Below are 11,546 nucleotides of genomic sequence, written 5' to 3' on the forward strand. Positions count from 1 at the left end.
CCGCCCAGGGCGCCCCCCCGCCCGCCCCCGTCGCAGGACAGACCCCGGGGCCCGCCCGATCAGAACTCGTCAGGACTCGTCAGGCCCCGTCCGGATTCCCCGCGATGGCCCGCGCCTCGGCCACGTCGTCCTCGTCGAAACCGATCCGCCCGGGCTGCCCATGAACCGCCGCCTGCTCGTCGATCCACCTGTTGTGGGCCTCCCAGGCGGCCTGCTTGCTGGTGCCCAGAGCGGCCCCGATCTGCGACCAGGACGCCCCGGCCCGACGCGCCGCACGCACGCTCAACTGCCGCCCGTACGCGGCCTTTCGGGCCACCACCTCGCTCAGCGCGAGCAGTTCGAGCAGCTCGCCCCGGTCGAGGGCCTCCTCGTCGCTCCCCGCCCCGGCCAGCGACTCCCGCACACGCAGCTCGTCGAGACGGGCCACGCCGGTCAGCAGCGTGTACTGGGGCTCGATGCTCTGAGGTGTCGTCATGACGCCAGCGTCTCGTCAGGCAAACTTGACGTCAAGAGGGCCTGACGACAGTTCCTTGACCAGGAAGACGCAGGGGTCGGCGCACACGTGACGTACGCCGTCCACGTCGAGATACGCCCAGCGGTCGACGTACGACACGGTGGGCCGGTAGCCGAGCCGTGCGTAGAGCCGCGCGGCCTGTGGGTTGTCGTCGCCCACGCCGAGCCCCATGAGCCCGGTGCCGCGGGCGACCGCCCGCTCCTCGGCGGCACGCACCAGTGCCGTCCCGATGCCCCGCGAGCGGAGCGACGCGGGCCAGACGAACAGCCCGTTGAGCTCGGGACAGCCCGGCCGGGCCGCCCGCACCTCGGGAGCCTCGCAGCCGGTCCACCGGACCTCCGCGTGACCGACGGGCAGGCCGTCGAGCCAGGGGATCAGATAGCTGCTGTCACCCGCCTCCTGCCGCGCGAACCGCGCCCCGTGGCTCCCGTCCACGCTGTGCGAGGGCATGAACCGCTCCAGAACCGCGATGTCCTCGGCCCGGCAGATGTCGATCCTCATCCGCCCGACCCTAGCGACACCGGGAAAAGGCACGGCTCCCGTTCTCCCGGCATGCGGGACAACGGGGGCCGTGCGGAAGGGAGTTGCGTCAGCTCCAGCTTGCGTGCAGCGGCTTGCCCTCCGCGTAACCCGCCGCGCTCTGGATGCCGACGACGGCCCGCTCGGCGAACTCCTCCAGGGAGTTGGCACCGGCGTAGGTGCAGGAGGAGCGGACGCCCGCGATGATCGAGTCGATCAGGTCCTCGACGCCCGGCCGGGACGGGTCGAGGAACATCCGCGAGGTCGAGATGCCCTCCTCGAACAGGGCCTTGCGGGCGCGGTCGTACGCCGACTCCTCCGACGTGCGGTTGCGCACCGCACGCGCGGACGCCATGCCGAACGACTCCTTGTAGAGGCGGCCGTCGGCGTCCTGCTGGAGGTCGCCCGGCGACTCGTACGTACCGGCGAACCAGGAGCCGATCATGACGTTCGACGCGCCCGCGGCCAGCGCCATGGCTACGTCGCGCGGGTGGCGGACACCGCCGTCGGCCCAGACGTGCTTGCCGTACTTCTTCGCCTCGGCGGCGCATTCGAGCACGGCCGAGAACTGCGGGCGGCCCACTCCGGTCATCATGCGCGTGGTGCACATGGCGCCGGGTCCGACACCGACCTTGATGATGTCCGCGCCGGCCTCGATGAGGTCGCGTACGCCCTCGGCGGCGACGATGTTGCCCGCGACGATGGGCACGTGGGGGTCGAGCCCGCGGACCGCCTTGACCGCGGCGATCATCGACTCCTGGTGGCCGTGCGCGGTGTCCACGACGAGCGTGTCGACGCCCGCCGCGAGAAGCTGCTTGGCCTTCCCCGCGACATCGCCGTTGATGCCGACGGCGGCCGCGATGCGCAGCTTGCCGTCCGCGTCGGTGGCCGGTGTGTAGAGCGTGGCGCGCAGGGCGCCCTTGCGGGTGAGGATTCCGGCGAGCCGGCCGTCCTTGTCCACGGCGGGCGCGTACCGGCGGTTCGCATGGTCGAGCCTGTTGAACGCCTCGCCCGGCTCGATGTCCGCGTCGAGCAGCAGCAGGTCCCGGGACATGACCTCGGACAGCTGCGTGAAGCGGTCGACGCCGTTCAGGTCGGCGTCGGTGACCACGCCGACCGGCCTGCCCTCGCCGTCCACCACGACACCGGCGTTGTGCGCGCGCTTCGGCAGCAGGGACAGCGCGTCGGCGACGGTCTGGTGCGGGGCCAGCACGATCGGGGTGTCCAGGACGAGATGACGGCTCTTGACCCAGGAGACGACCTCGGTCACGACCTCGATCGGGATGTCCTGCGGAATGACGACGAGCCCGCCCCGGCGGGCCAGCGTCTCGGCCATCCGACGGCCCGCGATGGCCGTCATGTTGGCGACCACCAGCGGAATCGTGGTCCCACTGCCGTCCGGCGAAGCCAGGTCGACGCCCTGCCGCGAACCGACCGCGGAGCGGCTCGGCACCATGAAGACGTCGTCGTACGTCAGGTCGTACGCGGGCTGGATGTCGTTGAGGAAACGCACGTGCTGCACATCCCAGTCGTTCAGAGGTGGCCCCCGAACAGGACAGCACGAGGGAAGAGCACGTACCTCATTGTCCCATGTCGACGGGTGAACACGCCCCGGGCCGATCGTCCAGGCTGGTCAGGGGGCTACTGGTGGGATCCTCCAAGAACCAGCGCCACGGTGAGCGCCGCGGTGCCGTCCGCCGCCTGGGCGAACACCTCCCGCGCGATCTCCCACTCGTCGGGCCGCGCCTTCGCGTACGGCTGCCAGCCGGTGACGACGACGAGCAGCCCCTTCTCCACGGCGGGCGAGGGCCAGACGGAGGAGTCGCCGAGGCTGTCGGCCAGCGCGTCCCAGTTGCGCCCGAACCACTCCGGCAGCTCCAGTGCGCGTACGCAGCGCTCCATGAGGCCCGCCTTGTCCGCGACGCCGTCGAGGTCCAGCGCGACCACGTGGCGGCCCGCCACGTCGTGCGTCATCTCAGCACACCGCCCCGCCCTGAACGAGTTGTATTGAATCCTCCCCCCAGCTGTAACAGGGGATTCCTGGCTCACGCCGCCTGCGGGTCAGCGACCCGGCAGGTCTTCCACGATCGACACCAGCCGGGTTGAAACCAGCCCGGTTTGTACCGCAAAGCTTGGAGGTGCATGTGCTGTCTTGGTTCTCGATCAACACGGTGTACGCGCTTGCTTCTCGCAACACACTGCAGTGAGCCTACCCGACCTCGTGGGCCCACGTTGGGGCCGAGGCCGGTGCGACCGCCCTGGTGTTCGTCGACGTCGACGAACAGTCGGCCGACAGGGCCACCGGACAGACCAACAGCCCGGAAATCAGACGGGGACGGACCGGAACAGCATGTCGCCGATGCTGCCACAGCCGTCCCCACGCGGCGCGTTGCCGAGCCGCCGTCGGAGCGTTGCGGGCTCAGGGCCCGTCCGGGTCCGCCCGGTTCAGGGCGGGACGCGGGGTCGAACCCGCCGTCATCAGGTAGTCCGCGGCCGCCGTGTCCGTCACCAGGCTGGTGACGAGGCCGGAGCGCAGCACCGCGTCGATGGCGGCGGCCTTGCGCTGGCCGCCGGCGATCGCGACGACCTCGGGGATCCGCCGCAGCCGGTCGGCCTCGACGGTGATGCACCGCTCGCCCAGGTCCCGGCCGACGCGGCGGCCCTCGGAGTCGAAGAGGTGCGCGGACATCTCGGCGGCCACACCGAGGGTGGCGTAGTGGGCGCGCTCCTCCTCGGTGAGCATGTCGTGCACCGTCGAGATGCCCGCCTCCCAGGAGCCGATCGACACGCAGGCGACGGTGACCTTGTCGAAGTACTCGAAGGCGCGGGCGATCCCCGTCTGGCTGCGCAGCGCCGCCGCGGTGGCCACGTCAGGGAGCAGCATCGGCGCGTAGATGGGATGGGCGTCCCCGCCGGAGACCTGGGCGGCCCGGCGGACCGCCTCGACCGAGCCGCGCTCGGCCGTCCCGGCGTCGTAGACACCCGTCAACTGCACCACCGTGCACGGCGGCAGCCGGTCGAGCGCGGCCGCCATGTGGATGGTGGAGCGGCCCCAGGCGAGGCCTAGCACATCGCCCTCGGCGACGAGTTCACCGAGCAGGTCGGCGGCGACCTCACCGAGGTTCTCCGGGTCGGGCGACTCCTCGGCCTCGGCCGGGGACTCCACGACGACGGCATGCCGCAGGCCGTAGCGTGCGCGCAGCGCGTCCGAGCGCTCCGCGTCCAGCTCGGCGGGGACGCGGATCTCGATCCTCACGAGATCCCGTTCGAGGGCCGTTTCCAGGACCCGGGCCACCTTGAAGCGGCTGACGCCGAACTCCTCGGCGATCTGGATCTTGGACTTGCCCTCAAGGTAGAAACGGCGGGCCATGGCCGCCGCCTGCACCAGCTCAGCGGGTCCCATCCGCATGGCCGACCGGCCCGCCGACATACCCGACACGGCGATCTCCTCACTGCTGTTCACACTCTGGATTCGCCGTTCATCCTTGCAGATCCGGCGTACTTGATCAGCCCTGAGGGGCGGCGTTCACGTTCCCTTGGCTCAGTGGTCGCATGCCCATGCTGCCTGGGCCGTCGCCTCCTCCGCCTGCGTGCGCAATGCACGTACCGCCTGGGCGGGGTCGGCCGCCCCGTACACCGCCGAACCGGCGACGAAGACGTCGGCGCCCGCCTCGGCGCAGCGCTCGATGGTGGAGGCCGAGACCCCGCCGTCGACCTGCAGCCACAGCTCCAGGCCGTGCTTGTTGATCAACTCGCGGGTGCGGCGGATCTTGGGCAGCATGATGTCGAGAAAGGCCTGGCCTCCGAAGCCCGGCTCGACGGTCATGATCAGCAACATGTCGAGCTCGGGGAGCAGATCCTCGTACGGCTCGATGGGAGTCGCGGGCCGCAGGGCCATGGAGGCCCGGGCGCCCTTGGCCCGGATCTCACGGGCGAGCCGCACGGGTGCGGCGGCGGCCTCGACATGGAACGTGACGGAACCGGCACCCGCTTCTACGTACTGCGGCGCCCACCGATCGGCGTCCTCGATCATCAGATGGCAGTCCAGCGGCGTGTCCGTAGCACGCGCCAGAGACTCTACGACCGGCACACCTAGCGTGAGGTTCGGGACAAAATGGTTGTCCATCACGTCGACATGGAGCCAGTCAGCCCCTTCCACCGCCTTTGCCTCCTCGGCAAGGCGGGCGAAGTCGGCGGACAGGATGCTGGGGTTGATCTGCGCGGCCATGCGTTAAGCCTGCCATGTCCGGCGCCGGTTGTTCTCCCCGGTCGTCGAGGTCCCGGAGGTCCTCGACCCGAACCGGTCGGTATATACCAATCCTGCCGAGGGACTGCACCGGCCTCGCGGCCCGTGCCATCCTTGTCGGCCCACCAGCTCCACACGCGGCTACGGGGGTCGCCATGACGGACGCACAGGGGAAGCAGGGACGCGGGATCGGCTGGCTGGTCTGCGGCCGACGCAGCAAATGGATCGTGGTGGGACTGTGGCTGGTGCTGCTGTTCCTCACGGCGCCCTTCGCCTCGAAACTCACCGACGCGCAGGACAACGACGCCGCGTCCTGGCTGCCCGGATCCGCCGAGTCCACCCAAGTCCTGGAGATCTCCGAGGACTTCAGGCCGGAGCAGATCCCCGCGGTGGTCGTGTACGCCCGTGAGAGCGGCCTGACGGCCGAGGAACGGGCGCAGATCAACGAGGACGCACGCCAGATCAAGGAACTGCGTGCGCACGGCATCCTCGGCGCGGAGACCCGGGGCCCGGTCTTCGACCGGCAGACCGATCCGCGTGCGGCCCAGATCCTCGTCCCCATCAGGATGGACGAGAAGGGCTGGGAGGAGATCTCGCCCGCCGTCGACTCGATCCGTGACGTGACCGGCAAGGGCGGCGACGGGCTCGCCGTGCATGTGACGGGCCCGGGCGGTACGTCCGCGGACTTCTCCGAGGCCTTCGAGGGCATCGACTCCACACTGCTGTTCTCGGCGATGGCCGTCGTCATCGTGATGCTGCTGCTGACCTATCGCAGTCCGACCCTGCTGCTCGTGCCGCTGCTCGGCGTGGTCGCCGCACTGTTCACCGCGCAGGCGGTGATCTACTTCCTCGCCGAGCACGCGGGCCTGACCGTCAACGGCCAGAGCGCGGGCATTCTCACCGTCCTCGTCTTCGGCGCGGGGACCGACTATGCCCTGCTCCTGGTGGCCCGCTACCGGGAGGAACTGCGCCGCCACGAAGACCGCCACGAGGCGATGGCGCTCGCCCTGCACCGGGCGGGCCCGGCGGTGCTCGCGTCCGGCGCGACCGTCGTCCTGAGCATGCTGGTGCTGCTCGCCGCCGAGATGAACTCGACCCGCGGCCTCGGCCCGGTCGCCGCCATCGGTGTCGCCGTGGCACTGGCCGCGATGATGACCCTCTTCCCGGCCCTGCTGGTGATCTTCGGCCGCTGGATCTTCTGGCCGGTGATCCCGCACTTCGGTTCCCCCGACCCGACCGAGAGCGGTGTCTGGGCGCGCATGGGCCGCCGTATCTCCATCCGCCCGCGCATGATCTGGGCCGTCACGGCGGCGGCGCTCGCGCTGCTCTCGCTGGGCCTCATCCAGCTCCGCGCGGAGGGCATCAGCAACGCCGACGCCTTCACCGGCAAACCCGACTCGATCGTCGGCCAGGAGGTGTCCGCGCGCTACTTCCCCGCGGGCAGCGGCGATCCGCTCGTCATCGTCAGCAACCGCGCCCAGGCCGAGGACGTCGGCCAGGCGGTCGCGGCCACCCGCGGTGTCGTACCGGAATCCCTCGGCCTGCCACCGGGCACGAAACCCGAGTTCGAGGGCAAGGTCCTCTTCGAGGCCACCATGACCGCACCCGCGGACAGCGAGGCCGCGAAACAGACGGTGGAGCGGGTGCGGGACGCCGTGCACGACGTACCCGACGCCGACGCGCAGGTGGGCGGCGGCACGGCCTCACTGCTCGACATGGACACGGCGACGACCCACGACAACATCCTGATCATCCCGTTGGTGCTCATCGTGGTCCTGCTGATCCTGTGCGGCGTGCTCCGCGCCCTGATCGCCCCGCTGCTGCTGATCGGCACGGTGGTGCTGTCCTTCGCCGCCGCGCTGGGGATCAGTGCGCTCGCGTTCCGGTACATCTTCGACTACGCGGGCGAGTCGACGGACTTCCCGCTGTTCGTCTTCGTGTTCCTGGTCGCCCTGGGCATCGACTACAACATCTTCCTGACCACCCGTATCCGCGAGGAGGCCGGCCGCCAGGGCACCCGCAAGGGAGTGGTGACGGGCCTGGCCACCACCGGCGCGGTCATCACCTCGGCGGGCCTGGTCCTCGCCGGAACCTTCGCCGCGCTCGGCACGCTCCCCATGGTCGCCTTCGCCGAGATCGGCTTCGCAGTCGCCCTGGGCGTACTGCTCGACACGTTCATCGTGCGCTCGGTCCTCGTGCCGTCCCTGTTCCTGGACGTCGGCCCGAAGGTGTGGTGGCCGCACCGGCTGGCCCACGAGGACGGGGGCACGGCGGGTCCGCCGCCGGCCACCGGGACCGGATCCGGGTCCCCCGCGCCCGCACCGGCACCGAGTCCGGGAGGCCCGCCGGCCCCGCCGACCCCGTCGGAATAGGCCGGCCCGGCCCGTAGGTGTCGGTCGACCGGCCTCAGGCGGTCCGGCGGATGAGCGCCAGATACATGGCGTCCGTCCCGTGCAGATGCGGCCACAGCTGTACGTCGGGGCCGTCGCCCAGGGCCGGTACGCCAGGGAAGAGCGGGCGGGCGTCGACGAGTTCGGCCGAGCCGCCGTGCTGCTTGAGCACGTCGTCGACCACGGCCCGGGTCTCGGCAAGGTGCGGCGAGCAGGTGGCGTACCCGACGACCCCGCCGACCCGCACCGAGTCGAGCGCCGTACGCAGCAGTCCGCGCTGCAACGGCGCGAACCCGTCCAGGTCGTCGGGGCGCCGCCGCCAGCGGGCCTCGGGACGACGACGCAGCGCGCCAAGCCCTGTGCAGGGCACGTCCATCAGTACGCGGTCGAACGTGCCCGGACGCCACGGCGGCCGTGTCCCGTCGGCGGCGATGACCTGGTAGGGCCCCGGGTTCCCGGCGAGCGCCCTGGCGACGAGGCCGGCCCGGTGCGGCTGCTTCTCGGAAGCGAGCAGCAGGGCCCCGCGCTCGGCGGCGAGTCCGGCGAGCATGGCCGCCTTTCCGCCGGGTCCGGCGCAGCCGTCGAGCCAGGCCTTGTCCGGTCCGTCGAGGGGCGCGTTGGCGAGGGCGAGCGCCACGAGCTGGCTGCCCTCGTCCTGCACGCCCGCACGCCCTTCGCGTACGGCGTCGATGGCGCCCGGCTCGCCGCCCTCGGACAGCCGAACGGCGTACGGCGACCAGCGCCCCGGCAACGCGTTCTCGTCCCCGAGCGCGCCGAGGATCTCATCGGCGGTGGAGCGCCCCGGGCGGGCCACAAGAGTCACCTCGGGCCTCTCGTTGTCGGCTTCGAGGAGATCCTCGATCCCGGCGCGCCCGCCCCCCAGCGAGTCCCACAGCGCCGAGACGACCCATCGTGGATGCGAGTGCACGACGGCGAGATGATCCTCGGGATCTTCGTCGTAGGGCGGCGCGACCTGCTCGATCCATCCGTCGAGATCGTGCTGCGCGATCTTCCGCAGCACGGCGTTGACGAACTTCGCCCGCCCGTCCCCGAGCACGACCCTCGCCAGCTCGACCGACGCGGACACGGCGGCATGCGTCGGGATCCGCGTCCCGAGCAGCTGATGCGCGCCGAGGCTCAGCACATCCAGCACCGGCGGATCGACCTCGCGCAGCGGCCGGTCGACACACGCCGAGATGACGGCGTCGTACGTTCCTTGCCGCCTCAATGTCCCGTACACCAGCTCCGTGGCCAGCGCCGCGTCCCGCCCGTCGAAGTCCCCCTTCTCCCGCGCCTTCCGCAGCAACGGCGGCAACACGAGATTCGCGTACGCGTCCCTCTCGTCCACCGCCCGCAACGCATCGAAGGCAAGCATCCGCACGGGGTCCTTCTTGGGACGACGGTACGGCTTGCCCTGCTGCCGGGGCCGACGGGACTGCTCGTTCACGTAAAAGGTGCTCCGGATCGTGGAAGAGGTACGGGTCCAGCCTACGTCGCGGTGACGCCCGCGCTCCTTCTCAGGGCACGGGGAACAACACGCTTTCGGGGAGTACGGGGAACGCCGCGCCCTCTGGAGGCACACCAGGGCGCCTTCCTGGAGGACGCGGGCACCAGCTTGCTTTCAGGCACGGGGACCGGCTCGTTCTTCAGGGGCGCGGGGAACTGCGCATCTTGTAGGGCGCAGGGGCCGCCGCACCTTCGGGGACGCCGAGAACGGCGCACCTTTGAGAGCACGGGGATCAGCGCATCCTTTGGGGGCGCGGGGAACTGCGCAGTCTTTTAGAGGCGCGGGGAACTGCGCGACCAGCCCCCACCGGCCCGCACCCGACACCCCACAACCGACCCCTCGCACCCCACCCACATCGAACCGACCGCCGAAGAAGACCTCTCAGCCCCCAACCACCTCGTCAGCCCCGATCCGAACCCCCCGCGCCCAATCCGCCGCCCGCATCGGCTTCTTCCCCTGAGCCTGCACCCACAGCAACTCAACGGCACACGACCCGGTCCCCACGTACACATTGTTCTTGCCGACCCCCAACACCCCGGGAGCAAGATCCGTCCGCTCAGGAGCAAGCGCAACCTGGATCAACTTGAGCCGCTCCCCCCGGAACACGGTCCACGCCCCCGGCGCGGGAGTGCACCCGCGTACGACCCGGTCGACACGAAGCGCGGGCGCGACCCAGTCCACGTGCGCGTCCTCGACGCTGATCTTCGGCGCCAGCGTGACACCGTCCCCCGGCTGCGGCACGGCCTTGAGCGTGCCGTCCTCGATCCCGTCCATGGTCGCGGCCAGCAGCCCCGCCCCCGCGAAGGCGAGCCGCGTCAGCAGATCCCCGCTGGTGTCGGTGGGCCGCACCTCCTCGGTGACGGTCCCGTAGACGGGCCCGGAGTCGAGGCCCTCCTCGATGAGAAACGTGGAGGCCCCGGTGATCTCGTCCCCGGCCATGACCGCGTGCTGCACGGGCGCCGCCCCACGCCAGGCGGGCAGCAGCGAGAAGTGCAGGTTGACCCAGCCCTGGGCGGGGATGTCGAGCGCGGCCCGGGGCAGCAACGCACCGTAGGCGACCACGGGGCAGCAGTCCGGCGCGATCTCCCGCAGCCGTGCGAGAAACGCCTCGTCCCGCGGCTTCACCGGCTTGAGCACCTCGATGCCGGCCTCCTCCGCCCGCTCGGCGACGGGGCTCGCGACAAGCCTCCGCCCCCGCCCCGCCGGCGCGTCGGGCCGGGTGACGACGGCGGCCACCTCATGCCGCCCGGAGGCGATCAGGGCGTCCAGAGCGGGAACGGCGACCTCGGGGGTACCGGCGAAGACGAGCTTCATGGGTGGCAGTCGGCCTCTCGGGCGAATTCATGACGGGCAGCACACCAGTCTATGGGGCGTCGTGGATCGTGCGAGCGGTGCGGGCAGTTCGGGCGGGACTCACCCGTCGCGAGGCGGAAGGCGGGGCCGAGGACGAAGGCCGAGGCGAGCGCACGCCCAGCCGCCGGGGGCGTACGCATATGCCCCCACGCCCCATGAGCGTGACCACTCACCCTCAAACGCGTTGGTCAAGAAAGAGTTGACCAAAACGGGCCGCACTCGCGGCCCGGTCCTTTTCAACGCCGGTTCGAGAGGCTTGTTCATGGCCGACCACGCAACCCACGACGCCCAGGCTCGGGCCAGCCTGCACTTGCTGGTGCGGGACATCGAGCGGGTCCGCCGGCAGGTGGACGCACTGCGCACGCTGACAGCCCAGCTGGGCAACGTCTACCGCCCGCGCCGCTCCGGCCCGTCCACGGGCTTCGTCGTCTACGGGCGGGCGCCCGCCCCGACCGTCCGCCTCGCCCAGGAGCTGCGGGACAGCGTCGAGACCCTGGTCACGGCCGCCGTGGACTTCGACCGCTCACTGGGCTTCTCGTGGGACGCGGTGGGCTCGGCACTGGGAGTCACCAAACAGGCGGTGCACCGCCGTTACGGCGCCCGCCGGGCCGCGGCCCAGGCCGCCGCAGAGGCCGAGCGCGCCACGGAACCGTCGGGCTCGTCCCGCACGGTCGCCGTCAACACCGGCCTCCCCACGGTCCCCGCGGCCCGTTCCATGCCGATGCCGATGCCCACGCAGCCGACGGCGGGCAGCTCCACGCTCCGCGAGGAGATCAGGCCGACCGCCTTCCCGGGCCCGCGCAACGGCTGACCCCACACCCACCTGTCTGCCCCCGACGAGCCTCGGGGGCAGACCCGTTTGCCCGAACGAACACCGACCGCAGCCGCCCAGGCAGGTCGCCGAAATCTGCGGCGTACGCAGCACCCGCACCCGCACCCGCACCCGCACCCGCACCCGCCGAACGGTCACCCAATATCCGGCGGATCAACCCGAATCCGCACCACGTCACTCCCCCC

The 11,546-nt window shown here is 71.2% G+C and carries 10 protein-coding genes; 2 read left to right on the forward strand and 8 right to left on the reverse strand.

Annotation, left to right across the window (positions count from 1 at the left end):
- Nucleotides 1-79: 79 nt before the first annotated feature.
- The 6 genes from O3Q52_RS37860 to rpe all read right to left on the reverse strand — a co-directional run bounded on the left by O3Q52_RS37860 (nucleotide 80) and on the right by rpe (nucleotide 5,261).
- The gene (locus O3Q52_RS37860) at nucleotides 80-475 is read right to left on the reverse strand and encodes a hypothetical protein (RefSeq protein WP_269653131.1); all 396 of its coding nucleotides are present in this window, start codon (nucleotides 473-475) and stop codon (nucleotides 80-82) included.
- A 15-nt stretch (nucleotides 476-490) separates the two neighbouring features.
- Complete coding sequence (locus tag O3Q52_RS37865) at nucleotides 491-1,015, reverse strand: GNAT family N-acetyltransferase (protein ID WP_269653132.1); 525 nt, start codon at nucleotides 1,013-1,015, stop codon at nucleotides 491-493.
- An 88-nt stretch (nucleotides 1,016-1,103) separates the two neighbouring features.
- Nucleotides 1,104-2,546, reverse strand: coding sequence for a GuaB1 family IMP dehydrogenase-related protein (locus O3Q52_RS37870; RefSeq protein ID WP_269653137.1), 1,443 nt, complete (start codon nucleotides 2,544-2,546; stop codon nucleotides 1,104-1,106).
- A 128-nt stretch (nucleotides 2,547-2,674) separates the two neighbouring features.
- On the reverse strand, nucleotides 2,675-3,007 hold the full coding sequence (locus O3Q52_RS37875) for a barstar family protein (protein WP_269653133.1): 333 nt from the start codon (nucleotides 3,005-3,007) through the stop codon (nucleotides 2,675-2,677).
- Nucleotides 3,008-3,452: 445 nt separating this feature from the next.
- Nucleotides 3,453-4,496 carry a sugar-binding transcriptional regulator gene (locus O3Q52_RS37880; RefSeq protein WP_055618140.1) on the reverse strand — a complete coding sequence of 348 codons (1,044 nt, stop codon included), beginning with the start codon at nucleotides 4,494-4,496 and terminating at the stop codon, nucleotides 3,453-3,455.
- Between the two features lie 78 nt (nucleotides 4,497-4,574).
- The gene (gene rpe / locus O3Q52_RS37885; RefSeq protein WP_143635342.1) at nucleotides 4,575-5,261 is read right to left on the reverse strand and encodes a ribulose-phosphate 3-epimerase; all 687 of its coding nucleotides are present in this window, start codon (nucleotides 5,259-5,261) and stop codon (nucleotides 4,575-4,577) included.
- Between the two features lie 173 nt (nucleotides 5,262-5,434).
- Between rpe and O3Q52_RS37890 the strand changes: the two genes are divergently transcribed.
- A complete protein-coding gene (locus O3Q52_RS37890) occupies nucleotides 5,435-7,651 on the forward strand; it encodes an MMPL family transporter (RefSeq protein WP_269653134.1) in 2,217 nt (738 codons plus the stop codon).
- A 34-nt stretch (nucleotides 7,652-7,685) separates the two neighbouring features.
- Here O3Q52_RS37890 and O3Q52_RS37895 read toward each other — a convergent pair whose 3' ends face one another.
- Nucleotides 7,686-9,116 (reverse strand): RsmB/NOP family class I SAM-dependent RNA methyltransferase, encoded by a 1,431-nt coding sequence (locus tag O3Q52_RS37895; RefSeq protein WP_269653135.1) that lies wholly within the window; start codon nucleotides 9,114-9,116, stop codon nucleotides 7,686-7,688.
- 441 nt (nucleotides 9,117-9,557) lie between these two features.
- Nucleotides 9,558-10,490 (reverse strand): methionyl-tRNA formyltransferase, encoded by a 933-nt coding sequence (gene fmt, locus O3Q52_RS37900; RefSeq protein WP_269653136.1) that lies wholly within the window; start codon nucleotides 10,488-10,490, stop codon nucleotides 9,558-9,560.
- 301 nt (nucleotides 10,491-10,791) lie between these two features.
- Here fmt and O3Q52_RS37905 point away from each other — a divergent pair, with 301 nt between their 5' ends.
- Nucleotides 10,792-11,340, forward strand: coding sequence for a hypothetical protein (locus O3Q52_RS37905; RefSeq protein ID WP_055618799.1), 549 nt, complete (start codon nucleotides 10,792-10,794; stop codon nucleotides 11,338-11,340).
- Nucleotides 11,341-11,546: the final 206 nt, after the last annotated feature.

This window comes from Streptomyces sp. ActVer, from assembly GCF_027270795.1.
Classification (GTDB): Bacteria; Actinomycetota; Actinomycetes; order Streptomycetales; family Streptomycetaceae; genus Streptomyces; species Streptomyces umbrinus_A.